Below are 25,479 nucleotides of genomic sequence, written 5' to 3'. Positions count from 1 at the left end.
TTGCGAAATCATGACAAATTGTTTTGCAAAACGGCCATGGCAGCGAAGCGGCAGAATGCGACAGCGGCACGGGGCGCGCCTCCGGCGGGCTGGACGGTTCACGGAGACGTCCAGGTGACGAACGAGCCCGCGGCGTCTTCGCTCGCGTCGCTCGCGAGCCGTTTCGCGCTCGAGGCCCCTGGGCGTGTGAAGACCGCGATCGCGCGGCCGGCGAACGCGATGGGGCTCAGCATGGCGAGCGGCGGGCTCGAGAGCGAGCCTCACGCGCACCGCGAATCGCAGCTCATGTACCTGGTGCGCGGGGAGCTCATCTGCGAAGCGTCGAGCGCCCTCTGGATCGTGCCGCCGCAATCGGCGCTGTGGATCCCCGGGTCCGTGACGCATCGGATCCGCGCGCGCGCGCCGCTCGAGGGTTACAGCGTCTTCCTCGAGCCCGGCGCGGCGCCGAATCTCCCGCAGGATTGCTGCGCGGTGTCGGTGACGCCGCTCTTCCGCGAGCTCTTGCTTCGCCTGGCGACGCGCCCCGCGCTCTACGACCTCGAAGGACCGGACGCGCGCCTGGTGAGCGTGCTCCTCGACGAGCTCGCGACGGTTTCGATCGAGAAGCACCGCCTGCCGATGCCGACCGATCCGCGGCTCCGTCGTTTGGTGGATGCGATGACCGCCGATCCGGCGAACGGCGCGACGACGAAGACGTGGGCGAAGCGAATCGGCGTCGGCGAGCGCACCTTGAACCGTCTCTTGGTCGAGGAGACAGGCTTGAGCTTCGGCCGCTGGCGCCAGCAGCTCCACATCATCCTCGCCCTCCAGAAGCTCTCCCGCGGCGCGACCGTGCAAAGCGTGGCGCTGGACCTCGGCTACGAGAGCGCGAGCAGCTTCGTGACCATGTTTCGCAAAGCTCTCGGGACGTCGCCCGCGCGGTACATGGCGAGCCGCCTGGCCACGCTGGCTTGAACGTCGTCAGCGGCGCCTTCACGCCCTCGGCGCTCGCGACGCGAAAACGGGGGGGAGAAACACAACGGCCCCGGAGATGGCTCTCCGAGGCCGGTAGGAACGTGGTTCGCGCTTCCGCGAACCTGCTTGATTGGCTCCCCAGCGCAGTCTCTGGCGCGAACTTTCGGACCGTGTTCACGGCCGAGGTTGGGAAGCCAGCGAACTCGAGGGCAGGCAGCTTCAGTAGCTTGTCTCCTCCCCCGGTGGTCGGTCATGTGGCCCTGGCGGCGGAGTTCCAGAATCTTCTTGACACCGGGGACGTTCGTTCTCGGACCGAGCTCGCGGAACGCTTCGAACTGACCCGGGCGCGGGTCACGCAGCTGCTCAACCTCCTGAGCTTGGCGCCGGAGGTGATCGCGTTCGTTCGGGCGCTGCCGCCGGGAACGCCTGCGCGGCAGGTGACCGAGCGTGGTCTACGGCGTCTCACGAGTCTGCCGGTCGCCAAGCAGATCGCGCGCGCCAAGGCGTGCCTGCCAGGGTTCGCCGCGTTCCTCACGAGCAGCGTCGAGCCGGCCACCACGCGTGGGGTGGAGCGCGCGACGAAGCGGTGCTCAGGACAGCAACGATGATGCGGAAGCACAGAGACATGCAGATGAAGGACAAGAAGAACGGCTCGAGGTTCACGACGCGCATGAGGAGTCAGAGCCACGAGAACGTCCGCGAGATCCCGCTCGTCGACATCGTGGTGCCCAAGCGCCGGGCGCGGCGGCTCCGCGACGTCACGCCGCTCGTCGAGTCGATCGGCCACGTCACCGTCCCCGCCGCGACGTCCGCGGAACAGCAGGCTACGACGGGCTGAGTGGACCTCCACGCCCGCGAGCATGCGCGCCGCGGAGGCGTCCCGCCACGACGGGGTTCATGCAGGGGATACCGTCTCGCGAGTCCCGGATCGGGCGTGGCGCCGATGCGGGTCGCGCCTTGCCGCGACGGTCCCCGTCACGCGTACTTTTTGCCGCGCCTTCTACCTATCTTTAGAAAGTCGATCAGCACCTTGAGCTTGGGGGCGAGGTTCAGCCGGCTCGGGTAGTAGAGAAAATAGCCCGGGATGTGCGGGCAATACCCATCGAGCACCCGCACGAGTCGCTTCTCGGACACGAGCCCGCTCACCATGTCTTCGAAGACGTAGGCGAGTCCGACGCCCTCGACGGCGGCGTCTACCAATACCGACCCCTCGTTGGTCACGACGCGGCCGTCGACGACCAGGTCGAACTCCTTGTCGCCCTCGACGAACTTCCACCGGGCGACTGCGCCCGTCGACATGCGCAGACCAATGCACTCGTGCCCGTGAAGCTCGCGCGGATGCGTGGGCTTGCCTCGGCGCGCGAAGTAGTCCCCTGAGCCGACGACCACGAGGCGCTGGTCCGGGCTGACGCGAACAGCGATCATCTCGCGATCGAGGCTGTGGCCGAGGCGAATCCCCGCGTCGAAGCCTTCGACTACGATGTTCGACAGCGCCTCCTGGAGACAGATGTCGATTCGGATGTCGGGGTACGCGGCGAGAAAGGCCGCGAGCTTCGGCTTGATGACGTCGTTGTAGCCGGTTCGGAGCATCGTCAGGCGCAACAGACCCGATGGGCGTCCGTTCATGGCCATGAGCGACTCGAACGCGGCGTCGATGCCGTCGAATGCAGGCCTGAGCTGCCCGATGAAGTGCTCACCGGCCTCGGTCAAACCGACGTTGCGTGTGGTCCGTTGAAGCAGGCGCACACCGACGCGCTCTTCGAGGGCGCGAACGATCTGACTAACGGCAGATGGCGTCACCCCCAGCTCGGCGGCCGCCGCCCGGAAGCTCCGCTTTTCGGCCACGCAGAGGAGGGCCCGAAGCCCGGATAGGTCGTCACGCATTGTTTAGCCTGGCTACATATAGCATGCACGATTCCGCGCGTTCTCTTTTTAGTTGGGCGAGACTAGTGTCTCCGAAGCGAACAACGCAGAGGAGAACACTCATGACGCCCGCACTCCCCAAACCCATAGCCGCCTATGTCGAGGCAAACGCACAACTCGATGTGGACGGCATGCTGAAGCCTTTTGCCACCGATGCGGTCCTTTTGGACAACGGAAAACGTCACGAGGGCCACGCCGAGCTGCGAACCTTGTTTGAAGACGAGGTGATCGCCGTCAAGGCGATCTTCACGCCGGATGCCGTTCGCCACGAGGACGGTCAGGTCGTGGTCGAAGGTCTTGCCCATGGCGACTTCAAGGGCAGCCCGATCCGCTTCACCTATCGCTTCACGCTCGAAAACGACGCTATCAAAGCACTGGGGATCACGATATGAACATCAAAGCTAATCCCTCGGAGTTCGCTGGAAAACGTGTGCTCGTCAGCGGCGGCAGCAAGGGTCTGGGCCGCGCCACCGTCGACCGCTTCCTGGCCGGGGGCGCCCGGGTTATCACCGCAGCCCGCGGAACCCTGGAGCCCATCGACGGCGTCGAGTTCGTCCGCGCGGATCTGACGACGGCCGAAGGCGGCGAGACCCTGGCCAAGGCGGCGCTCGAGCGTATGGGCGGCGTCGACATCCTCGCCCACGTGATCGGTGGCTCGGCCTCGCCGGGCGGCGGCTTTCTCGCGCTGACGGACGATCACTGGCTCGCCGAACTGAGCCTGAACCTCATGGCCACGGTCCGCCTTGATCGCCTCTTGGCTCCGCAGATGATGGAACGGGGTGCCGGCGCGATTGTGCATATCACCTCTATCCAATCCATCCTGCCGCTCCCCGAATCGACCACTGCCTACGCCGCCGCAAAGGCCGCGCTCAGGACCTACAGCAAGTCGATCTCCAAAGAGCTGGGGCCGAAGGGCGTGCGGGTCAACGCCGTCTCCCCCGGCTGGATCATGACCGAGTCGTCCGTCGACATGCTGAAGCGTCTGCAGGCCGCCAATGGCGGCACGGTCGAGGAGGCGCGGCAAGGAGTCCTTGATGCTCTGGGCGGTATCCCGATCGGGCGTGCAGCCGAGCCCGAAGAGGTTGCCGATCTCATTGCCTACTTGGCTTCGGATCGCGCCGCCGCGATCCACGGCGCCGAGTTCATCATCGACGGCGGCACCGTCCGGACCGTCTGACGTGGGCGTCTGCGCCGGGACGCTGTACCGGTGGCGGCATGATAGGCTGCACGGCGTTCTGGTGAAGGACGAACCGGTCCCCCGGGACCGGTGAGCGCCCGCCCAAAGCCCTGCTTCGGAGGCGAAGTGCGCCGCAGGCGAACGAAGACTCCGGATTCGGCGCGGCCCGCTGGTGGCTCTTTCGGCGCCTGCCGCCCGCGATGGCGATCCCGTTTGGACAGAGTTCGGTTGCGGTGCCCGTCGCGCACAAGGCTCCCACGTGCGCGCCGCAGCCCCCGAACGCGCCCACGCCCCGGACCACTGCGCTCGGCGCGCCACGCGCCAACGTGGGGGCGCCCGTTCCGCGCTCGCATGGGACAGCGCCGCGTTGGTCAACAGTCCCACCCTGCGCGGGACAGTTGATCGCCGGGGCACTGTCCCGGAAACGGAGCGTCGGCTGTTAACCGCGTCTCGGCTTCTCTCTCCCCACGGGACCGAGATGAGAGCGCGAAAGCCGTCCCGCACGCGCTCGCCGCGCTCGTCTTCACGCACGCGGCGCTCTCCGTGCGATCGCCATCCTGGCGCACGCGACGCTCGCCGAGGCGCAAACCCTCGGGGAATCAGGGGAGAAAAGGCAACGGCCCCGGAGCTCGCTCTCAGGGGCCGCTGTTTACTGACGCCTCTCGCAATGTTCGCGAGGAGGAAGAAATGGCTCCAGCTGCTGGACTCGAACCAGCGACCCGGCGGTTAACAGCCGCCTGCTCTACCGACTGAGCTAAGCTGGAATGGCGTCGAAACGGACCGCGAGGATACCCGCGGAGCTTCGTCCGTCAAGAACTTTTTTCGAGCCCACGCGAAGATCACCTCCCGGCCCGGCAACGAGCGGTTGCCCTCCCGCGCGCGTTCTGCGAAGAAGCCGCCGTGCAAGAAGCCGCGCCCGCCCCCGCGACGAACGCCCCCGCGCCTGCCGCGAGCGGAGCGGCCCCCGCGCTCCCGACGCCCAGCGCCGCGCGCACCGCCGGGCGCGGCGGGCTCGCCATCGCCTTCGCGAAGGTCTCGTTCATCCTCTTCGGCTTCGTTCAGCAGCTCCTCCTCGAACGGCTGCTCGGCCAGGCCGGCTACGGGCAGATCTCCCGCGTCCTCGCGATCGTTGGCGTCTTGAACAACGTCGTCGTCTCGACCGCGCTCCAGGGCGTGTCCCGCGCGGTCTCGACGGCCTCCGCGGGCGAGGAGGGGGCCGTTTTTGCGCGCACGCTGCGTGTCCACGTGGTGCTCGCGGTCGTGCTCTCGCTCGGCTTCGCGCTCGCCGCGGGGACGATCGCGGCGGCGGTCGGCGCCCCGCACGTCGCGACGCCGCTGCGCCTCGTCGCGGCCGTCGTGCTGCTCTACGGCATCTACGCGCCGCTCGTGGGGTCGCTGAACGGACGCAGGCGTTTCCTCGATCAGGCCGGGCTCGACGTGGGCTACGGGCTGCTGCGCACGATCGGCATGGGCGTCGGGGCCTTCGCGCTCCTCCGGCTCGGCGGGAGCGGGACGCTCGGCGCGACGATCGGGTTCGTCTCCGCCGCCGCGCTCATCGTGCCGATCGCGATCACCCGCTCGGGGGTGGGCCGCCTCGGCGCCGCGGGGCCGAGCGCGCGCGACTACCTCGGCTTCCTCGGCCCGCTCGCGCTCGGCCAGATCGCGCTGAACCTCCTGCTCCAGACCGACTTCCTCCTGCTCAGCCGCTTCGTCGGGCGCGAGGCGAGCCGGCTCGGGCTCGCGGCGACCGCGTCCGACGATCTGCTCGGGATCTACCGCGGCGTGCAGCTCTTTTCGTTCCTGCCCTACCAGCTCCTCATGTCGGTGAGCTTCGTGCTCTTCCCGATGCTCGCGAAGGCCCGGGCCGAAAAGAGCGAGCCGCTCGTCGCCGAGTACACGCGCGCTGGCGTGCGCATCGCGCTCGTGGTGACGGGCGCGGTCTCGGGGACGATCGCGGCGCTCGCGCCACACGTGCTGCGATTTGCCTACAAATCGAGTGCGATCTGGGAGCACGGCGGGCCGGTGCTCCGTGTGCTCGCGCTCGGGATGGGGTCGTTCGCGATCCTCGGGATCAGCTCGGCGGCGCTGACGGGCCTCGGGCGCGAGCGGATGAGCGCGGCGTTCAATGCGCTCGCGGTCTGCCTCGTGGCGCTCGGGTGCGTGGGGGTGACGCCGCGCCTGCCGTTTGGCCCGCCGATGCTCCTCGCCACGGCGATCTCGACGTCGGTCGCGCTCGGCCTCGTGGCCGTCGTGGCGGCGCTCGCGCTGCGGCGCGAGGCGGGCGCGTTCGTCGCGCCGCTCTCGCTCGTGCGGGTGCTCGTGGCCGCGGCGGTGACGGTGGCCGTGGGGATGCGGCTGCCTTGGCTCGGCAAACCGGCCGTGCTCGCCCAAGGCCTCGTGACCGGCGCGCTGTATCTTTCGGTGCTCGTGGTGACGGGCGAGCTTGGCAAGAAGGACCTGTCGCTCGTCCGGAAGGTCCTCGGGAAGGCCTGAAGTTGCGGGAGAACCCGTACGTCGGGCGTGACGAATCGTCGGCTTTCGGTATCCTTCGCCGCCTCCCCCTCCCCTTCCCATTCATCATCAACTCGCGAGAGCGGTAAAAGAAACGTGGCGCATCAGTTCATTTTCACGATGCAGGACGTCCGGAAGGTGCACCCCCCGAACAAGGAGGTGCTGAAGGGCCTGTGGCTCTCCTTCTTCCCCGGCGCGAAGATCGGGGTCCTCGGGCACAACGGCGCAGGCAAGAGCACGCTGCTCCGGATCATGGCGGGCACCGACAAGGAGTTCCTCGGCGAGGCAAAGCCTGCCGACGGCACGCGCGTGGGCTTCCTTCAGCAGGAGCCGCGGCTCGACGCGGGCCGCACGGTGATCGAGAACGTCGAGGCCGCCGTCGCGGACACGCGCAAGCTGATGAAGCGCTTCGAGGAGATCGGCGTGCTGCTCGGCGAGTCGCCGGACAACATGGAGGAGCTGCTCGAAGAGTACGGGGTTTTGCAGGACAAGATCGACGCGTCGGGCGGCTGGGAGCTCGATCGCGTGCTCGAACGCGCGATGGACGCGCTGCGCCTGCCGCCGCCGGACGCCGAGGTCGCGCTCCTCTCGGGCGGCGAGCGTCGCCGCGTGGCGCTCTGCCGGTTGCTCCTCGAAAAGCCAGATCTTTTGCTGCTCGACGAGCCGACGAACCACCTCGACGCCGAGAGCGTGGCGTGGCTCGAGCGGTTCCTCGCGGAGTACACGGGCACCGTCGTCGCCGTGACCCACGATCGGTACTTCCTCGACAACGTGGCGGGCTGGATCCTCGAGCTCGATCGCGGCATGGGCTACCCGTACGAGGGCAACTACTCGGGCTGGCTCGAACAGAAGAAGAAGCGCCTCGAGCTCGAACAAAAGCAGGAGTCGTCGCGGCAGAAGACGCTCGAGCGCGAGCTCGAGTGGGTGCGGATGAACCCGCGCGCGCGGCAGGCCAAGAGCAAGGCGCGCCTCGCGGCCTACGAGACGTTGCTCGCCGAGGATCTGAAGGCGAAGGAGTACTCGCCGAGCCAGATCCACATCCCGGCCGGCGCGCGCCTCGGCAACGTGGTCGTGGAGGCCGATCACCTGACGAAGGCGTTCGGCGACAAGCTGCTCATCGACGACCTCTCGTTCTCGCTGCCGCGCGGCGGGATCGTCGGCGTGATCGGGCCGAACGGCGCGGGCAAGACAACGCTGTTCAAGATGATGATGGGCCTCGAGAAGGCCGACAAGGGCGCGCTCCGGATCGGCGAGAGCGTGGAGCTCGCGTACGTGGATCAGTCGCGCGACGCGCTCGATCCGAACAAGAGCGTCTGGCAGGAGATCTCGGGCGGCGAGCCGACGTTGCTCGTGGGCAAGCGTGAGGTGAACTCGCGCGCGTACGTGGCGTCGTTCAACTTCCAGGGCGCCGATCAGCAGAAGAAGGTCGGTGATCTCTCGGGCGGCGAGCGCAACCGCGTGCACCTGGCGAAGCTGCTCCGCCGCGGGGGCAACGTGCTCCTGCTCGACGAGCCGACGAACGACCTCGACGTCGACACGCTGCGGTCGCTGGAGGAGGCGCTGCTCGAGTTCGCGGGCTGCGCGGTGATCATCAGCCACGATCGCTGGTTCCTCGACCGCATCGCGACGCACATCCTCGCCTTCGAGGGCGACAGCAAGGTCGTGTGGTTCGAGGGGAACTACGAGGACTACGAGGCGGATCTGAAGCGCCGGAAGGGCGCCGACGCGAACGAGCCGCACCGGATCCGCTACCGGCGCATGAGCGACGTGGGCTGACGTTTCGTTCGAGTGCCAAAGAAAAACCGCCCCCGGATCCAGGAGGATCGGGGGCGTTTTTTTGTGGGAGCTACTGGCAGCGGCGAATGACGATGTCGTCCAGATTCCAGGACGACACGACATACGCGTCGAGCTGATTGACGCTGACGCCGAAACGGACGCGCATGGTCGCGGACTTGTAGGCGGTCAGATCATAGTTGTAGTTGTTCCACGCCTGCTCCTGGATGCCCGGCATGGCGCCCGACTGCCAGATCACGGTCCAGGTCGAGCCATTGTTCGCGGAGACCTCGATCGTGTTGATCATGTAGGGGTCGTAGTCGCTGTTCAGCCACCGCCAGAGGTCCATGGTCACGAATCCCGTGCCGCTCGTGTTGATGACGGGGCTCGTGAGGTAGTAGGCCGCGTGAACCACCGTGCTCGCATTGCCGCCGATGACGACGCCCGCGACGCCGTTGTCCGCGGTCAGGGTATGATCCGCGGCGGGATCCGGGAAGCCATACCCGTGCCCGCTGGACACCTTGGCCGCGCCGATCTGCCACTCGGTCCCGAGCCCCCACCCGGCGGTGTTGTTCACGAAGGTCTCGGAAAAAATCGAAACGATGTTCGGGACCGTCTCGTCGATCAGCCCATCACAATCGTTGTCCTTGCCGTCGCAAATCTCGGTGGAAGGCATGACGTTCTGCTTGCACGAGAGTGCCCCGCTCGTGCACGTCTGCGTGCCCGCGGCGCAAACCCCCTGAAGGCCGGTGGTGCACGCCGCGCCGCCACCCGGGTTGCCCTCGTCCGTCTGGCTGTCGCAATCGTCGTCGACGCCATTGCAAACCTCGGCCACGGGCTGGGCATTCTGGTTGCAGACCGGCGCGCCGTTCGTGCAGGCCGTCGTCCCCGGCCCGCAGATGCCGGGTTTTCCGGTCGAGCACACAACGCCCCCGCCCGGGTTGCCCTCGTCCGTCTGGCCGTCGCAGTCGTTGTCTTTGCCGTCGCACGTCTCGGCGCCGGCCATGGTCGTCGCCGCGCACGTGAGCGAGCCGTTCTGGCAGTTGAGCACGCCCGCCGCGCAGACGCCCTGGAGGCCCGTGGGGCACGCGCCGCCGCCGCCGGGGTTGCCCTCGTCCGTCTGACCATTGCAGTTGTCGTCGACGCCGTTGCACGTCTCGGCCGTGCCCATGCTGGGCACGCACATTTGCGGTTGTCCCGCGACGCAAGCCTGCACGGTCTTCTGGCACGCGCCCATGCCGCAGGTGAGCGTGCCGAGGCCGTCATCGATGAGGAGATTGCAATCGTCGTCGACGCCGTTGCACGTCTCGGGGCTCGGCATCCCGGGATTGCAAGCCTGGGGCATGCCGTTCACGCAGCTCTCGACGGTGTTCGCGCAGGCGCCGGCGCCGCAGGTGGTCTGCCCGAGATCCTCGTCGGACATCCCATCACAATCGTTGTCGAGCGCGTCGCAGGCCTCGACGACGGGGAGGGTCTCCCCTTCGCAGGGGCCCCAGGTGCCGCCGGCGCAGGTCTGCGTGCCGTCCTTGCATGCGCCGACGCCCTTCGTGGCGGCGCCGCCCGAATAACACGATTGCGTTTGTCCGTCGACGCAGGTGCAGCCCTCGTCGATCTGGCCGTCGCAATTGTCGTCGCTGCCGTCGCACGTCTCCGTTCCCGAGGGCGGCGGGAGCGGGGTGCAATCGGGGACGGCGCCGTCTTTGCAGCCGTCGACGGTGACGGAGCAGGCGCCGAGGCCGCAGGTGACCTGCGCGATGGCGTCGTCGACCTGGCCGTTGCAATCGTCGTCCTTGCCGTCGCACGTCTCCGTGGCGCTCGGCAAGACCTCGCCGGCGCACGCGGACCACTGGCCACCGGCGCACGTCGCGGTGCCGCCTTTGCATTCCCCTTGGCCCTGGGTGCCCGCGGGGCCGGTATAACAAGGCTGGGTCTCCCCCTCGTTGCAAACGGCGGTTCCGCCCTCGCCGCCCTCGCCGCCCGCCCCGCCGCGCCCGCCCGCCCCGCCGCTGCCGCCCGCGCCGTTGGAGGACGAGGATCCGCCGTCGCTGCACCCGAATGCAGCGACGCCGACGACGAGGAAAATTGCGCCCGCGAACAGCCCTTCGCGCATGAGGTTCCGCATGGCCCGCTCCTGAAAAGAATATTCCAAGCGAATGCCTGGTCGATTGATCCTCGCATGGATCACGAAGCGCTGTAAAGGCCGGGGGTCCGCGCGCCCCGTCGTCATGCGCCGAAGCGGCGTGCTCATGCATGGTTACGAACCTGACCATGCGCCGCATCGTGAAGCGGAGAACGACGCGGGGCTTGCCGCGCCGGAATGGCGACGGGACACTGAGCGCATGTTGCATGCTTCTTCTCGATCTCAAGGCTCTCGTTTCGGTGGATGGACTTGCCTCGCCCGCGCGGGGAGGCTCACGGTGGGCAGCGCGCTCGCGACCGCGCTGCTCGTGCTTTCGAGCGGAGGGTGCGGGCAGGAAGGCCGCGTCCGGGAGGGCGCGGGCGGCGATGCCGGCGGGAGCGGCGGGACGGGCGGGAGCGGCGGGAACGGCGGCGCCGGCGGCGGGGCGCCGAAGGACCCGCTGCCGCTGCGCGTGGCCAACTGGAACGTTCGCAATTATCTGAACGACAAGAACGACAGCGCGGCGGCGGACGAGGTGGTGCGGTCGACGGCGCAATACGTGAACCATCGAAAGGCCATCGGCGTGGTGCTTTCGGCGATCGACGCGGACGTCGTGGTGCTGCAGGAGGTCGAGAACGAGGCTTCCCTCGCGGACCTCGTGCAGAGCGAGCTTGGTGGAAAATACACGAGCATCGGGATCGTGGACGGAAACGACCCGCGCGGCGTGGACATCGGAATTCTCTCGAAGCTGCCGCTCGACAAGGTCGTCTCGCACAAGGACGAGCAATTCCCGCTGAATGGCACGGTGGGGCCGACGTATCGATTCTCGCGCGATTGCCCCGAATACCACCTCACCTACAACGGGCGAAAGCTCGTGCTCCTCGGCGTGCATTTCAAGGCGAAGGAGGACGACAATCCGAACAAGCGCCTCGCGGAGGCGCAACGCACGCGCGCGATCGCGAACGCGCTCGTGAAGGAGGACCCGTCACGCGGGGTGCTGGTGCTCGGCGACTTTAATGACGTGCCGGGCTCGCCGCCTTACCTCGCGATGATCGGCGAGGGGGACGGGACGTACACGAATGCGCCCGACTTCGTGCCGGCGAACGTCCGCTGGACCTACGATTACCAGGGCGCGCTGGAGCTCGTGGACCACCAAATGTCGCACCCTCTGCTCGCAGGGATGCTCGATCAGGCGTCCGTGACCATTCGCCACGGCGACGACGTGGACGACGCAACGGACCACGCGCCGATCGTGGCGACCTATGGGGTAAAATAAACCTAGGAAATCGAAACGCAGCCGAGGGCCGAGAAGCGCCGCGAGCGCCTCGAAGCTAGGGAGGGCGACGCAGGAATACACATGTATTCCGAGGAGCCCGACCGACGATTCGAGGCGCGCAGCAAGCTTATCGCCCCTCGGCTAGGGGCAGATTGTGGTGGAGACGATGACGTCGTCGATGTTCCACGAGCCCATCGGGTCGACCCCGGCCGAGGCGACGTTGAAGCCCCAGCGAATACGCATGGTGGCGTTCTTGTGCGGGGTGATGTCGTAGGACACCTTCGTCCAGGCAGAGGCCGTCGAAAGCACGGCGCCGCTTTGCCAGACCTGGACCCAGGCGGTGCCGTTGTACACCTCGATGACGTTGTTCATGTACGGCGTCACGTCGCTGTTCAGCCAGCGCTGGAACTGGAGATAGACGCCGGGCGCCGCCGAGGTGTCGAAGATCGGGCTCGTCAGGTAGTAGTAGCCGTGCGTCGTCGCGCTCTGCGAGCTCGTCGAGCAGCCGCCGACGACCACACCCGCGACCTTGTTGTCGGACGAGGACGAGGTGTCGGTCGCCGGATCGCTGTGGGTGCCGCTCGTGTTCTTGCAGGTGCCGTTGGCGACGGCCGCCTTGACCTCCCACTCGGGGCCGAGGGTCCAGTCGGGGGCGTCGCCGAAGTCTTCGTAAAGGAAGACCGGCGGGCCGCCCGTGCAGCGGAGTTGGCCCTCCGCGCAGGTCGTCGTGCCGCCGCAGCCGCAGGCCGCGCCGCTGCCCGGGTTGCCCTCGTCGACCGTGCCGTTGCAGTTCTCGTCGATGCCGTTGCACACCTCGAGGGTCGCCGACGAGTTCGGCTCGCAGAGGAGGGATCCGCTCGCGCATTTCAGCGTGCCGGTCCCGCAGGCGCCGGACTGACCCGTCTGGCAGGAGACGCCGCCCTCGGGGTTGTTCTCGTCGACCACGCCGTCGCAGTCGTCGTCGACGCCGTTGCACTTCTCGGGCGCTTGCGGGATGATCGGGAAGCAGTCGATCGTGCTGTTTTTGCACTGGATCGCGCCGTTCGCACAGACGCCGAGCAGGCCCGTGCCGCACTCGCCGCCCGTGCCGGGGATGTCCTCGTCCACCGTGCCGTCGCAGTCGTCGTCGATGCCGTTGCAGGTCTCGGGGACGGGCATGACGTCGGGGACGCACTCCAGTGCGCCGTTCGTGCAGGCGTACTTGCCCTTGGAGCAGGCGCCGATCAGCTCCGACACGCAGGCCTTCCCCTTCTCGGGGAACGAGTCGTCGACGATCTGATCGCAGTCGTTGTCCAGGCCGTCGCACTTCTCGAGCGTGGGCTGGAGCGGGACGCACTCGTTGAGCTGGCCGTTCTCGCAAGCGACGACCGTGACCTGGCAGGCGCCGAAGCCGCAGACCGTCGGCGCCATGTCGTCGACCGTCCCGTTGCAGTCGTCGTCGATGCCGTTGCAGCTCTCCTGCGTCTTCGGCACGACCTCGCCCTTGCACTTGCTCCACTTGCCATTCACGTCACACGTCTGCTGACCCGCGGTGCAGGAGCCGACGCCCTGCGTGCCGTTGGCGCCCGAGTAGCAGGACTGCGTTTGTCCTTCGACGCAGGGGCAATCCTCGTCGACGTCCTGATCGCAGTCGTTGTCCAGGCCGTCGCACAGCTCTGCGGTCGGCATGCACGTCGCGCCGCCCGCGCCCCCCTGGCCCCCTTCGCCGCCGGTGCCGCCGGTTCCGCCCGTGGCGCCGGTTCCGCCGCCACCCAGCCCCCCGGAGCCGCCTTGTCCCGGGGTTTCGCCGCCCGCGCAGCCAAATGCATGAATTGCCAAGCAGCCAAGCGCCACCAGCGTGGCGGGGATCGTCGATCGCATCGGTCCTCCGAACAACACGAAGCACAGGCGCACCCGCACCGGGACCTCGCACGCAAGACAGAAGGATGTTTCCAGGATTCTCGGGCCGCGTAAAGCGCCGAAGGTGCATGCGGGGCGGTGATCCCGGCACGGGGGACCGGCCTGAGGTAAGCTCGGCGCCATGGTGTCCGGGAGCGCGCCGACGAACAAACGCACGCGAAAACGCGGGCGTCGCGACGTCGGCCGCGCTTTCGCCGTCGCGCTCTGCGTGCTGTTTGCCCTCGTCGGAGCGATCCCGCTCGTCCTCGGGGCGCTCGTGCGCACAGGCACCGTGCGCGCGTGGGCCGCGCGCGAGACGGCTGCGCTCGTGCAGCGGGAGCTCGGCGTCGTCGCCCGCTACCGGGTCGCCGTGCAAGCGTGGCCGATGGCGATCGACCTCGAAGACGTGGTCGTCGACGCGACCGACGGCGGCGCGCCCGTGCTCGCGGTGGAGCGGATCAGCGTTCGTCCGCGGGTGTTCTCCCTGCTCGACGGGGAGCTCGACGTGGGCGAGGTCGAGGTGCTCGGGCCGCGGATCCGCGCCGTGGTCGAGGGCGGCGCGCTGAAGAACCTCGTGTACAAACTGCCGGCCTCGCAGCCCTCGGCCGCGAAGGCGCGGGCCCCGTTCTCCTCGCTCGCCGTGACGGACGCGCGCATCGACGCGCTCGTCGAGGGCGTGCACGTCGTGACCAGCGAGGTCGACGTCGACGTGTCCGCGGAGGACGATGGGGCCTTCGAGATCGCGCTCCGCGCAGGGAAATCGACGATCGTCCGGACGCACCCCATGCCCGGTCGACCGGACGAGGACATGGTCGACGAGGACGTGATCTGCCGGCTCGACACGCGGGTGCGTGTCGACGCGGAGGGGCTGCTCGTGCGGCGGCTCCGGCTCCTCGGGGCGGCGGATCTCGATCCGGACGCGGAGACGAGCCCGGGGTGCGAGCTCGCGCGGGAGGACTGGCGCTCGGTGGAGCTCGAGCTCGGCGCGCTGCGCGTGGAGCTGCCCAAGGGCGGGGCGCCGCTCGCCGTGCCGGCGTTTCGTGGCCGCGTGCGGACGCGGCTTCCGGTGCCGCTCGCGCATCGCTTCGTGGACACGCCGTGGCTCACGGGCGCCGTGGACCTCGACGTGGAGGTCGAGCACGACGGCAAGTCCACGCTGCCGCGCGTGGCGGGGCGCATCGAGGCGGATCGACCGGGCCTCTCGGGCAAGGTCTTCGCGACGACGTTCGAGGGCGAGCTGTCGATCGCCGAGGACGTCGTACGCGTGTCGAAGATCGAGCTCACGTGGGCCGACGGCACCGCGAAGATCGCCGACGTGAAGATCGAGCCGTTCGCGCCCGGCGCGCCGCTCACGGCGGGCCCGATCGAGGTCCGCGATCTCCAGTTCCCCGGCCTCCTCCGGGATCTCGGCGTGCACCCGCAGGCACACGTGGCCTGGCACCTCGAACGAGGCCGCTTCGAGCGGTTCACCGGCACGCTCTCGCCGCTCTCGCTCGACGGTCCGATGGAGATCACGACGCGGGACTTCGAGGTCTTCGACAAACCGACGACGGATCCCGCGCGTGGGCACATGATGGGCGTGGCCGAGGGGACGCTGCGCGGCTTCTTCCGGGTGCGGCCGACGGGGATCGTGCTCGACGACGTCGCGATCGAGACGCCGAAGTCGGAGCTGCACACGACGGTGAAGCTCTTCTTCCGGAGCTACCTCGACATCGAGATCGCGAAAGGATCCCACGTCGACCTGTCGGAGCTCTCGCCCCTGCGGAACATCCCGATCGCGGGGATCGCGGACGTTGCCGCGGTCGCGCGCGGGCCGTTCACGCGGCCGAAGGTCGAGGCCGACGTGGCGATCAAGGGCTTCGAGTTCGCGGCGTTCTCGTTCGGCGACGTGGAGAGCGCGCGCGTGTTCTTCGAGCCCTTCGATCTGCGCCTCGCCGACGTGCATGTGCGCAAGGGCGAGAGCAAGATCCGCGCGCCTGAGGTGCACGTCGACTTCGACGCGGGGCCGAACGTCGTGGTGGACGCGGAGCTCGACACGCAGAGCGCGCCGCACCTCTGGCTCCACGACTTCTACCGGATCGTGCACCTCGACGACGATCCGCGCTTCGCCGAGATCGACGGCAACGCGAGCGGGACGGCGCGGGTGCATTTCGTCGTCGGCGGGCCCGAAGATCGCTGCGGCGCGGGCCGCTTGCGCGTGAAGACGAAGATGCACCTCGAGGAGGTGGCGCTCTTCGGCGAGAAATATTCCGACGGTGACGTCGACGTCGATCTCGACTGGGAAGATCGCGAGGCGGGCGCGGCGGGGATGAACCTCGACGTGCACGCGGCGAGCCTGCGCAAGGGCACGGGCTCGCTGCTCGCGACGGTGTCGGTTCGTCCGGGCGGGCGTGTGTCCGGGCAAGCGATCGCCACGGGGATCCCGATCGATCACCTCGACGCGCTCGGCCGCATGGGCAAGCCGCTCGACGGCTCGATCTCGGCGATCGCGAACATCTCGGGCACGGTGAGCCAGCTCGAAGCGCAGGCCGACGTGCAGATCTCGCCGATCCGGATCGGGCCCTCGTCGCTGCCGTCGTCGCAGCTCCGCGTGCTCATGGGCTCCGAAGGCACGCAGGTGAAGACGGTCGGCTGGACGCGCTGCGGCAATCCACGCTCGGGGCCCTTCGATCGCGCCGAGTACGACAGGGACACGTCCGCGGGCACGTTCCGCGTCGACGGGATGCTCGCGGGCGGGCAGCTCGCGCTCTCGGACGTGCGCATCACGCGGCAGAAGCACAAGGTCGTGACGGGCAAGCTCACGACGCGTGGGCTCGATCTCGGCACGCTCGCGAACCTGATCCCGGGCGTCGCGTTCAGCGCCACGCCGCCGCATGGCAGCCTCGACGCGGCGCTCGAGATCCGCCGGCTGCCGCTCGACGATCTCGCGAAGAGCGACGTGATCGTCACGCTGACGGGGCTCGACCTCGATCGCGGCGGGCGTCGCGTGTCGCTGCAGGGGACGCCCGGGCCGATCGTCGTGCAGAACAACACGCTCGTGCTGCCCGACCTCGAGCTCGTCGTGCAGAGTGGCTCGGGTTTGTCGGCGCCGATCGCGCTCGGCGGCCGCGTGCAGCGCCTCGTGACCACGCCCGAGTTCGATGTGGGCTTGCGCGTCGGGCCGCTCGATCTCGGGCGCCTCTCCGCGGACATGCAGCAGGTCTCGCGGGCGCGCGGGTCGCTCGAAGCGAACCTGCGCGTGCAAGGCACGACGAACGCGCTGCGGTACGGCGGTTCGGCGCGGCTGCGCGGCGGCGAGCTCGCGCTGCGAGGGATGCCCGTGTCGCTCGACGACATCGAGGTGGACGTCGCGGTCACGAACAGCGAGGTGCGCATCCTGCGCGGCGCGGCCAAGGTCGGCGGCGGCGAGGTGAGCTTGACGGGGCGCATGCCGATCCGCGGCTTCGAGCTCGGCACGGCCGAGGCGTCGATCCTCGCGCGCGGCGTGAAGATGCCGCTCGGCGAGGGGATCAACTTGACCGCGGACGCCGACCTCTCCGCGACGTTCCGGCCCTTCACGAGCGACGAGGAGCGCGCGGAGCGGAACCTGCCCGAGGTGAAGGGCACGGTGTCGCTCACGTCGTTCACGTACTCGCGGCCGATCGCGCTGAGCCTCGACCTGAACCAGCTCGCGGGCGGGCCGAAGCGCACGGCGGTCGAGACGTACGACCCGAAGAACGACGCGCTTCGCTTCGACGTGAACGTGGTCTCGCCGCGGCCGATGCGCTTCTCGAACGGGCTCGTCGACATGCTGCTCGAAGTCACGCCGCCCGGGCTCGCGCTCTCCGGGACGAACCAGCGCTACGGCGCGCGCGGCAACCTGCGCATCCTGCCGGACTCGAAGCTCCGGCTGCGGAACAGCGAGTTCACGGTGCGCGAGGGATCGGTTCGTTTCGACGACCCGCTGCGCCTTTCGCCGCGGATCGATCTCCGCGCGCAGACCGAGTACCGGCGCTACGCGGCGACGAGCGCCCCGGGCGCGGCGCCCGCCGACACGAGCACGAGCGCGGCGGCGACTGCGACGCTCGGGCAGCAGTGGCGCATCAACCTCTACGCCCACGGCAATCAGGAGAACGTGAAGCTCGACCTCACGAGTGATCCGCCGCTCGGCCAGGAGGACATCGTCCTCTTGCTGACGCTCGGCCTCACGCGGGCCGAGATGGATCGTGGCCTCGCCTCGTCGCTCGGCGAGACCGTGGGCCTCGAAGCGCTCGCCGCGCTCACCGGCGCGGACAAGGCCGTGAAGACGATCGTGCCGCTCATCGACGAGTTCCGGTTCGGCACGTCGTACTCGTCGCGCACGGGCCGCACGGAGCCGACGGTCACGCTCGGCAAGCGCATCACGGAGGACGTGCGCGCCACCGTGACGACGGGCATCACCGAGAACCGCGAGGTCCGTTCGAGCATCGAGTGGCGCCTCGGCAAACGCGTCATCGTGCAGGGCGCGTACGACAACACGAACGACGTCTCGAGCTCGCCGCTCGGCAACCTCGGCGCCGACTTGCGCTGGCGGCTCGAGTTCGAATGATCGCGCGAGCTCAGCCGAAGCCGGGCAGATCGTCGAGCGCGGCGCGCACCGGCGCGTAGCTCTGCTCGCGACCCGGAACCCAGCGGCGCAGCCCCTCCATGTCGAGGAGCTTGCGGTGCTTGGGGTTCGCGTACGCCATCTCCGAGAGCACGCGCTTGAACGTCTCGGCCTTGTCCGCGGCGAGCGTGGGCATCGCGTCGAACATGCGCAGGTCGAAGGTCGGCGTCGTCCAGAGCACGTCGACGATGCGCGGATCGACGTGCCCCGTCGCCTGCTCGGCCTGGAAGACGAGGCTCCCGACCGCGCCCGCGTGCGCACGGCCTTCGTGCACGGCCGCGAGCACCGCGAGCTCGCTCGCGCCCGTGTCGCCGTGCTTGCCGACGTCGGAGTCGAACGCGAGGATCTTCACCTGGTTCAGATCCACGCCCGCTTGTTTCAAGTAGTAGAGCGGCAAGATCCGCGACTGCGCCGAGTCGCGCGTCCCCACGGCCAGCACCTTGCCGTGGAGGTCCGTGAGCTTGCGAACGACGACCTCCCGCCGGATGAGGATCTTCGCGCACACATCGCGGTCCCGGTCGCGCATGGCGATGCCGATGGCCTTGCCTTCGGTGCGTCGCTTCACACGCACATGGGAGATGCCGGAGTTCCAGGCGATGTCGACGTGCCCATGGAGCAGGGCCTCGATTTGCCGCTCGTAGCTGGAGAAAAGCGCGAAATCGAGGGACACGCCGTGCTCCTGGAAGTGCTCACGCATGCCCTCCCAGATGGTCACGACCTTTGGGTCGTATGCGACCGCCCCTATCAGGATCGTCGGATCAGCCATGCCGTACCTTTTGGCGAGCAACTCGGGCGGACGGTAGCATCGGGACGGGCGTCTCCAAAGGGCCGCGAGCCCCTCTGTGCCCCCATCCACCTCGGCCCGTGCCCATCCCGCGTTTTTCCCGGTCCCAACGAGCCCGCTGCCTGGCCGCGGCATGCTCGCTCGTCTGCCTGCTCGGCGCGGCGACGGCGGGGGCCGATGACGCGAAAAACCCGGGGACGAGCCCCGGCGAGAGCGCCGCGCTCGCCGGCGAGGAGCCGCAAGCCGCGCTCGCCGCGCCGCAGCTCGGGCCGCCGCCCGACACGAGCGCGCTCACGGGCAAACCGATCAAGCGCGTCGACGTCGTGACCGTGGGCTCCCGCTGGAGCACCTCGCCGCGCGTCACGAAGATCCGCACAGGCGAGCCGTTTCAGCCCTCGGCCGCGCGAACCGTGATGCGCGAGCTCACGGAGTCGGGGCAGTTCGCCCGCGTGACGGTCGAGGCGATCGCCGAGGGAGACGGCGTGGTCCTGCGCGCGCACGTCTTGCCGCGGCGCATCGTGGCCTCGATCCGCCTCTCGGGCGCGACGCTGGATCGCGCCGCGACGCTCGACGCGGGGCGCGTGCGCGAAGGCGGCGAGATCACGGCGCCGATGTTGACGGAGATGGGCCAGCGGATCCGCCGGTACTACGCGGATCACGGCTACCCCCAGGCGAACGTCACGTCCGACGTCTCGGACACGGACGATCCGGGCCGCGTCGTCTTGCGCATCGACATCGACGCGGGCGCGCCGCGCACCGTGTCGCGCCGCTCCTTCGTGATCACGCCCGGCATGGAGCGCGAGCTCGGCGGCCGGGAAGAGCGTTATCGGTTCGGGGTCGGCGCGCGCATCGACGAGCCGCTGCTCGAAGAGGCCGATCGGGAGCTCGCCGAGGCGCTGCGCGAGAGCGGCTTTTACCGCGCCGACGTCAAGCACGCGGTGCGGCTCTCGGCGTCGAGCAGCGAGCTCTTCGTGTACGTCACGCCGGGGCCGCGGATCGTCCCGGTCTTCGAGGGCAACCGCTCCGTCGACGAGGTCGAGCTCTCCGCCGCGGTCGCACCAAAGAAGGGCCTCGAACAGAAGACGCAAGAACTCATCGAGCGGCTCACCCGCTTCTACGTGCAGCGCGGCTTCCTCGACGCGCGCGTCGTCGCCGAGGAGCGCGGCGGCCCGAACGATCCGGTGCATCACCTCGTGCTGCGGATCGACGAGGGCGAGCAGGTGCGGGTCGTGCAGCGCATCTTCCCGTGCCTGCCGAAGACCTGGAACGCCGAGCAGGTGCGCGGCGAGATCGACAGCTTCCTCGTGGAGGATCTGCCCGGCGACAAAGGTTTTTCGCTGAAGGACCCGAACGCGGTCTCGGCCCTCTTCGGCGGGCGCGGGCCGCGCGCCGTGGCGAGGCCGCTCGATCTGAACCCGGCCGAGACGTACGCGCCCGAGACGTACGAGCGCGCGCTCAAGCACCTGAAGGATCTCGCGTACAGCAAGGGCTACCTCAACGCCATCGTCGGACCCGTGCAGATCGAGCGCGCGACATGCAGCACGCGTTCGCCCGCGGGACGCTGCATGCCCGAGCCGCGCGAGCCGAACGAGGCTGTCTGCGCGAAGGACGCCCTCGGCCTCCCGCTGCCGGAGCCGGAGCCCCCGCAGACGCTCGCGTGCCGCCCCGATCCCCTGAAGCACGTCGAGTGCTCGCGCGAGATCGCGCTGCGCATCCCGATGCACCTCGGCCCGCAGACCTTGCTGCACGACGTCGCCTTCGAGGGCAGCCGCACGCTCTCCGAGCAGGCGCTCTTCGAGACGAGCCGCCTCGAGCTCGGCAAGCCGCTCTCCACGATCGAGCTCGAAGCGGCGCGCCTCCGGCTCGTCGAGGCCTACCGCGATCGCGGGTATGCGTTCGCCGAGGTGAAGGCGGCGATCGAGCCCTCGCCCGACCGCACGCGGGCGCGCGCTCGCTTCGCGATCACCGAGCGGGATCAGGTCATCGTCGGCGGCTTCGTCGTGCGCGGCGCGCTGCGCACGAGCGAGGCGCTCATCCTGCGCCGTGTCACGCTCCAGGAGGGCAAACCCTTCGTGGAGCGCGACGCGCGGCGCAGCGAGGAGCGCATCGGCTCGCTCGGCGCATTCTCCAGCGTCTCGGTGGGCCTCGAAGATCCGGAGGTCCCGCAGAAGCAGAAGCGCGTGCTCGTCACGGTGACCGAGCAGGTCCCGCAGTACCTCGATCCACGCGTCGGCTTCTCCACGGGCGAGGGCCTGCGCTTCGCCGTCGAGTACGGTCACAAGAACATCGCGGGCCTCGCCATCGCGCTCACCTTGCGCGTGCAGCTCTCGTACCTCTTCGACTTCATCGTCCTCGATCCCGGCGTGCGCGCCGACTACGAGAAGAAGCTCAGCGTCGGCCAGCAGCTCGAACGCCGGAACACCGCGTCGATCGCGTTCCCCGAGATCGGCCTCGGCCCGCTCGTGAGCCTCTCGATCGACGGCATCGACGTGCGCGACAACCAGCGCGGCTTCGGCATCACCCGCCAGGCGCTCGTGCCCACGCTCGCCTACCGGCCGAGCCGCACGGTCACGATGCGCCTCGGCGCGTCCGCGGAGGTGAACGAGGTCGACGTCTTCAACGAGACCGCCCTCGACTCGCCGATCATCCCGCTGCTCCGCGTCCCCTTCGGCAGCACCTTCGCCGTCGCCGAGCGCATCAACTTCGCGTGGGACGGCCGCAACAGCGCCTTCGCCGCGACGAAGGGCGCGCTCGTCGCGCTCGGCGTCGAGCACGTCAACGCGCTGCCCACCGACGAGGACGAGGCCACGATCAACAGCCACTTCCTGCGCATGTCCGGCCGCGTCGCCGGCTACTTCGAGCTCGGCTCGAAGGGCCCGAGCATCGCGATGAGCCTCGCGGCCGGCTACAACCTCCAGCTCAAGGACGGCAGCTCCACCTACCCCGACCGCCTCTTCTTCCTCGGCGGCGTCGACACGATCCGCGCCTTCCTCGCCGACGCGCTCGTGCCCGAGGACGTCGCGCGTGGGCTCGTCGCGAAGGGCCAGACCACGCGCTCGGCCGTCCTCGCGAACGTCCCGATCCGCGGCGGAGACCTCTCGATCAACCCGCGCCTCGAGCTCCGCGTGCCCGTGACCGACCTCTTCCAGGCCGGCTTCTTCCTCGACACGGGCAACCTCTGGAAGGAGCCGACGGCCATCGACTTCACGCTCCGGTACGCCCTCGGCGCGGGCCTGCGCATCACGACCCCCATCGGCCCGCTCGCGCTCGACTACGGCTTCAACCTGAACCGCCGTCAGTGGGAGGACATCGGCGCCTTCCACTTCTCGATCGGCCTCTTTTGAGGAGGGATCCGGCCTCGTTGGGCCGGCTCCCTACGTCCCTCACGCCGCTACGCTTCGTTCGGGCCTACCCTGGGGCTTGGCCGCTGTCTTGGGCGGCCAAAAAAGAGACACGCCAGACAGGACATTTCGTGTCCTACCCGCGACCGTTCAGCCTTGCCTCCTGAACAGCCGGACAGTATACGCAGCCGAGACGAACGGTTCGTGGCGCAAAACCCGCGACCCAGTACCCTCTTTGCCCCCCTGCCCCCCGAGGTCGCCATGAGTGACGAGAAAAACCCCAAGCAGAAGCTCGCCGCGCTGGAGCTCGCCATCGCGAGCGTCGAGAAGGAATACGGCAAGGGCGCGATCATGCGCCTCAAGGAGGGGCAGAGCCTGCACGACGACGTCGCCGCCGTCTCCAGCGGCTCGCTCTCGCTCGACATCGCCCTCGGGATCGGCGGCTACCCCCGCGGCCGCATCATCGAGATCTACGGCCCGGAGTCCTCCGGCAAGACCACGCTGACCCTGCACGCGATCGCGCAGATCCAGCGCACCGGCGGTGTCGCCGCCTTCATCGACGCCGAACACGCCCTCGACGTGAACTACGCGAAGAAGCTCGGCGTGAAGACGGACGAGCTGCTCATCTCGCAGCCCGACTACGGCGAGCAGGCCCTCGAGATCGCGGACATGCTCGTCCGCTCGAACTCCGTCGACATCATCGTCATCGACTCCGTCGCCGCCCTCGTGCCCAAGGCCGAGATCGAAGGCGACATGGGCGACAGCCACGTCGGCCTCCAGGCCCGCCTCATGAGCCAGGCGCTGCGCAAGCTCACCGGCACCGTGGCCCGCTCGAACTGCCTGCTCATCTTCATCAACCAGATCCGCCTGAAGATCGGCGTGATGTTCGGCAACCCCGAGACGACGAGCGGCGGCAACGCCCTCAAATTCTACTCCTCGGTGCGCATGGACATCCGCGCCATCGGCAAGATCAAGGAGGCCGCGGCGACCGGCAAGGAGCCCGCCGTGGTCGGCAACCGCACCCGCGTGAAGATCGTGAAGAACAAGATGGCGCCGCCCTTCCGCGAGGTGGAGTTCGACATCCTTTACGGCCAGGGCATCAGCCACGCCGGCGACGTCATCGACCTCGCGACGGAAGCAAACATCGTCGAGAAGAGCGGCGCCTGGTTCTCCTTCCAGGGCGAGCGCATCGGCCAGGGCCGCGAAAACGCCCGCACCTACCTGGAGCAGCACCCCGACGTGCTCGACCGCATCGAGGCGCTCGTGCTCGCCAAGCACGGCATCCAGCGCTCCGGCAAGGCGCCCGAAGCCGCCCCGGCCGGCAAGAAGGGCGACGCCGCCCCCGCCGAAGGTCGCCGCGCCCCCGCGAAGACCAACTGAACCATCCCCGAGGGGGCCTCCCTCGTGGCAGGCTCCCTCTCGTCACCATGAACCTCTACGTGATGCGCCACGGCCTCGCGGCCGACAGCTCGCCGTCGGGACGAGACCGCGATCGTCCCCTCACCCCCGAAGGCATCCTCGGCGTCGAGGAAATCGGCAAGACGCTGCGGACCCAGCAAGGTCCGACGCTCGGCCGCATCGTGGCAAGCACCTACGTGCGCGCGCATCACACCGCAGAGCTCATGGCCGGCGCGCTCGGTGTCGCGGCGATCCCGATCGAGACGTTCCCAGAGCTCGAACCGGACGAGTCGCCGCCCGTCGCGCTCCTGCGCGAGCTCGCCGCAGCAGACGCAGACGCGCTGCTCGTCGGCCATCACCCGATGGTGATCGCGCTTCTGCGCTTGCTCGTGCGTGACGTCGGCGAGCTGCCGCTCGGCTTGCACCCAGGCATGCTCGTGGGCATCGCGCGCCCGAGCGAGCCGAACGCGACCACGCAGATCGGCGGCTCCTTCCGCGTGACGACGGTGCTCCGCCCAGGCCGCTGACGCGCGCGCTCGCGCTCGACAGGCAAGGCGCGCCGCGCTACGCCCTCCCCCTCCCCTGTTTTCAAGCGAGATCGGAAGCGTGCAGGAAGAGACGAAGGCCCCCAAGACCCCCGATCCCGAGCGGGCCATGACGGCACTCGCCTGGGCCGTCGAGCGCGCCGAGCGAGGCACGCCCCCGCCGCCTGCCGAGCCAGGCGCCGCCCCCACGCATCCCGTCGCGGACAGCGAAGACTTCCGCGCCGCCTCGTCGCTCTACCTCCCCGACGTCCGCCGTTCCATCGACCGCATCATCATGTCGCGCGACGCCGAAGACGGGCTCGACGCGCTCCTCGAATGCGGCGCCCTCAGCGCCATGTTGCCCGAGGTCAAAGCGATGGTCGGCTTCGGCGACGGCGAGTGGCGTCACAAGGACGTCTGGAAACACACGAAGCAAGTGGTTCGCCAGGCCGTCCCCCGGCTCGAAGTCCGGTGGGCAGCGCTCCTGCACGACATCGGCAAGGTCAAGACGCGTACGATCTCGCCTTCGGGGGAAGTTCACTTCTTCGGCCACGCCGAGGTCGGCGCGCGCATGTTCGACCGGCTCGACCGGCGTTTGCCGATCTTCAACCCCGAGCCCGCGCTGAAGAGCTCGGTGCGTTTCCTGATCCTGCACCACCTGCGGGCAAGCCAGTACGAGGCCTCGTGGACCGATAGCGCCGTGCGCCGGTTCGCGAAGGAGATGGGTGATCAGCTCCAGGACCTGCTCGACCTGTCGCGCGCAGACATCACCACGAAGCGGCCCGAAAAGAAGAAGAAGGGCCTGCGCCAGATCAGCGATCTCGCCGACCGCGTGGAGCAAATCCAGAAGCTCGACGCCGTCGTGCCCCCGCTGCCAAGCGGCATCGGCGACGAGATGATGCGCGCCTTCGGCCTGCCGCCCTCGCGCAAGATCGGCGACCTGAAGAAGGCACTCGAAGCTGCGATCGACAGCGGCGAAGTGCCGTCGCACCAGTGTGCCGACGTGTACCTCCAGTTTTTGCGGGAAAACGCAGGGCGGTTCGGGCTGTAGGCAGGCAGCGCCGCGCCCGGGGCTCTGCCCCGGACCCCGCGGGGGGCTGTCCGCCCCCTCGACCCCGGACCAGCCAGGGGCTGGACCCAGGGTTGAAAAACTGCGCTCCGCGCAGTTTTTCAAACAGGCCGACGAAGAAGCCGGGG

At 68.8% G+C, this 25,479-nt stretch carries 17 protein-coding genes and 1 tRNA gene; 13 read left to right on the top strand and 5 right to left on the bottom strand.

Annotated features, from left to right (window positions below; genetic code table 11):
* Window positions 1-114 precede the first annotated feature (114 nt).
* The 3 genes from E8A74_RS34190 (at window position 115) to E8A74_RS34180 (ending at window position 1,792) form a co-directional block, all read left to right on the top strand.
* Window positions 115-954 (top strand): AraC family transcriptional regulator, encoded by an 840-nt coding sequence (locus E8A74_RS34190; protein ID WP_136933020.1) that lies wholly within the window; start codon window positions 115-117, stop codon window positions 952-954.
* A gap of 242 nt (window positions 955-1,196) precedes the next feature.
* Window positions 1,197-1,562: a hypothetical protein gene (locus E8A74_RS34185; RefSeq protein WP_136933002.1), complete on the top strand. Its 366-nt coding sequence runs from the start codon at window positions 1,197-1,199 to the stop codon at window positions 1,560-1,562.
* Window positions 1,559-1,792, top strand: coding sequence for a hypothetical protein (locus E8A74_RS34180; protein ID WP_136933001.1), 234 nt, complete (start codon window positions 1,559-1,561; stop codon window positions 1,790-1,792). Before E8A74_RS34185 ends, E8A74_RS34180 begins: the two co-directional genes overlap by 4 nt.
* Before the next feature lie 137 nt (window positions 1,793-1,929).
* Here E8A74_RS34180 and E8A74_RS34175 read toward each other — a convergent pair whose 3' ends face one another.
* On the bottom strand, window positions 1,930-2,838 hold the full coding sequence (locus E8A74_RS34175) for a LysR family transcriptional regulator (protein ID WP_136933000.1): 909 nt from the start codon (window positions 2,836-2,838) through the stop codon (window positions 1,930-1,932).
* A gap of 101 nt (window positions 2,839-2,939) precedes the next feature.
* Between E8A74_RS34175 and E8A74_RS34170 the strand changes: the two genes are divergently transcribed.
* Complete coding sequence (locus E8A74_RS34170; protein WP_136932999.1) at window positions 2,940-3,269, top strand: nuclear transport factor 2 family protein; 330 nt, start codon at window positions 2,940-2,942, stop codon at window positions 3,267-3,269.
* Window positions 3,266-4,054 carry an SDR family oxidoreductase gene (locus E8A74_RS34165; protein ID WP_136932998.1) on the top strand — a complete coding sequence of 263 codons (789 nt, stop codon included), beginning with the start codon at window positions 3,266-3,268 and terminating at the stop codon, window positions 4,052-4,054. Before E8A74_RS34170 ends, E8A74_RS34165 begins: the two co-directional genes overlap by 4 nt.
* 688 nt (window positions 4,055-4,742) lie before the next feature.
* Here E8A74_RS34165 and E8A74_RS34160 read toward each other — a convergent pair.
* A tRNA-Asn gene (locus E8A74_RS34160) sits at window positions 4,743-4,818 on the bottom strand.
* A 136-nt stretch (window positions 4,819-4,954) separates the two neighbouring features.
* Between E8A74_RS34160 and E8A74_RS34155 the strand changes: the two genes are divergently transcribed.
* Both E8A74_RS34155 and ettA read left to right on the top strand, forming a co-directional pair.
* Window positions 4,955-6,547: a lipopolysaccharide biosynthesis protein gene (locus E8A74_RS34155; RefSeq protein ID WP_232379849.1), complete on the top strand. Its 1,593-nt coding sequence runs from the start codon at window positions 4,955-4,957 to the stop codon at window positions 6,545-6,547.
* 114 nt (window positions 6,548-6,661) lie between these two features.
* Window positions 6,662-8,341: an energy-dependent translational throttle protein EttA gene (gene ettA / locus E8A74_RS34150; RefSeq protein WP_136932996.1), complete on the top strand. Its 1,680-nt coding sequence runs from the start codon at window positions 6,662-6,664 to the stop codon at window positions 8,339-8,341.
* A 70-nt stretch (window positions 8,342-8,411) separates the two neighbouring features.
* Here ettA and E8A74_RS34145 read toward each other — a convergent pair whose 3' ends face one another.
* Window positions 8,412-10,460, bottom strand: coding sequence for a MopE-related protein (locus E8A74_RS34145; RefSeq protein WP_136932995.1), 2,049 nt, complete (start codon window positions 10,458-10,460; stop codon window positions 8,412-8,414).
* 295 nt (window positions 10,461-10,755) lie between these two features.
* Here E8A74_RS34145 and E8A74_RS34140 point away from each other — a divergent pair, with 295 nt between their 5' ends.
* Complete coding sequence (locus E8A74_RS34140; RefSeq protein WP_170229548.1) at window positions 10,756-11,733, top strand: endonuclease/exonuclease/phosphatase family protein; 978 nt, start codon at window positions 10,756-10,758, stop codon at window positions 11,731-11,733.
* A gap of 141 nt (window positions 11,734-11,874) precedes the next feature.
* On the opposite strand, the gene E8A74_RS34135 is transcribed toward E8A74_RS34140, so the two are convergent.
* On the bottom strand, window positions 11,875-13,593 hold the full coding sequence (locus E8A74_RS34135) for a MopE-related protein (RefSeq protein WP_170229547.1): 1,719 nt from the start codon (window positions 13,591-13,593) through the stop codon (window positions 11,875-11,877).
* 160 nt (window positions 13,594-13,753) lie between these two features.
* Between E8A74_RS34135 and E8A74_RS34130 the strand changes: the two genes are divergently transcribed.
* Entirely contained in the window at window positions 13,754-18,178 is a 4,425-nt protein-coding gene (locus tag E8A74_RS34130; protein ID WP_136932992.1) for a translocation/assembly module TamB domain-containing protein, read from the top strand.
* 10 nt (window positions 18,179-18,188) lie between these two features.
* On the opposite strand, the gene E8A74_RS34125 is transcribed toward E8A74_RS34130, so the two are convergent.
* Window positions 18,189-19,001, bottom strand: a complete 813-nt coding sequence (locus E8A74_RS34125; protein ID WP_136932991.1) for a phosphate/phosphite/phosphonate ABC transporter substrate-binding protein — start codon at window positions 18,999-19,001, stop codon at window positions 18,189-18,191.
* Window positions 19,002-19,099: 98 nt separating this feature from the next.
* On the opposite strand from E8A74_RS34125, the gene E8A74_RS34120 reads away from it, so the two are divergent.
* From E8A74_RS34120 to E8A74_RS34105, 4 genes are all read left to right on the top strand, one after another.
* Complete coding sequence (locus tag E8A74_RS34120; RefSeq protein ID WP_136932990.1) at window positions 19,100-22,363, top strand: POTRA domain-containing protein; 3,264 nt, start codon at window positions 19,100-19,102, stop codon at window positions 22,361-22,363.
* Window positions 22,364-22,621: 258 nt separating this feature from the next.
* Entirely contained in the window at window positions 22,622-23,740 is a 1,119-nt protein-coding gene (gene recA, locus E8A74_RS34115) for a recombinase RecA (protein WP_136933019.1), read from the top strand.
* A gap of 47 nt (window positions 23,741-23,787) precedes the next feature.
* Window positions 23,788-24,285 (top strand): SixA phosphatase family protein, encoded by a 498-nt coding sequence (locus E8A74_RS34110; protein WP_136932989.1) that lies wholly within the window; start codon window positions 23,788-23,790, stop codon window positions 24,283-24,285.
* Between the two features lie 79 nt (window positions 24,286-24,364).
* Entirely contained in the window at window positions 24,365-25,333 is a 969-nt protein-coding gene (locus E8A74_RS34105) for an HD domain-containing protein (RefSeq protein WP_232379848.1), read from the top strand.
* Window positions 25,334-25,479 lie beyond the last annotated feature (146 nt).

Origin of the sequence: Polyangium fumosum (assembly GCF_005144585.1) — a bacterium.
Taxonomy (GTDB): domain Bacteria; phylum Myxococcota_A; class Polyangia; order Polyangiales; family Polyangiaceae; genus Polyangium; species Polyangium fumosum.
This window is presented reverse-complemented; position numbering and strand designations above follow the sequence as displayed.

Coding starts and splice junctions, on each gene's coding strand:
- E8A74_RS34175 (WP_136933000.1), bottom strand. CDS start 2,838: ATGCGTGACGACCTATCCGGGCTTCGGGCCCTCCTCTGCGTGGCCGAA.
- E8A74_RS34180 (WP_136933001.1), top strand. CDS start 1,559: ATGATGCGGAAGCACAGAGACATGCAGATGAAGGACAAGAAGAACGGC.
- E8A74_RS34145 (WP_136932995.1), bottom strand. CDS start 10,460: ATGCGGAACCTCATGCGCGAAGGGCTGTTCGCGGGCGCAATTTTCCTC.
- recA (WP_136933019.1), top strand. CDS start 22,622: ATGAGTGACGAGAAAAACCCCAAGCAGAAGCTCGCCGCGCTGGAGCTC.
- E8A74_RS34110 (WP_136932989.1), top strand. CDS start 23,788: ATGAACCTCTACGTGATGCGCCACGGCCTCGCGGCCGACAGCTCGCCG.
- E8A74_RS34165 (WP_136932998.1), top strand. CDS start 3,266: ATGAACATCAAAGCTAATCCCTCGGAGTTCGCTGGAAAACGTGTGCTC.
- E8A74_RS34135 (WP_170229547.1), bottom strand. CDS start 13,593: ATGCGATCGACGATCCCCGCCACGCTGGTGGCGCTTGGCTGCTTGGCA.
- E8A74_RS34170 (WP_136932999.1), top strand. CDS start 2,940: ATGACGCCCGCACTCCCCAAACCCATAGCCGCCTATGTCGAGGCAAAC.
- E8A74_RS34130 (WP_136932992.1), top strand. CDS start 13,754: ATGGTGTCCGGGAGCGCGCCGACGAACAAACGCACGCGAAAACGCGGG.
- E8A74_RS34125 (WP_136932991.1), bottom strand. CDS start 19,001: ATGGCTGATCCGACGATCCTGATAGGGGCGGTCGCATACGACCCAAAG.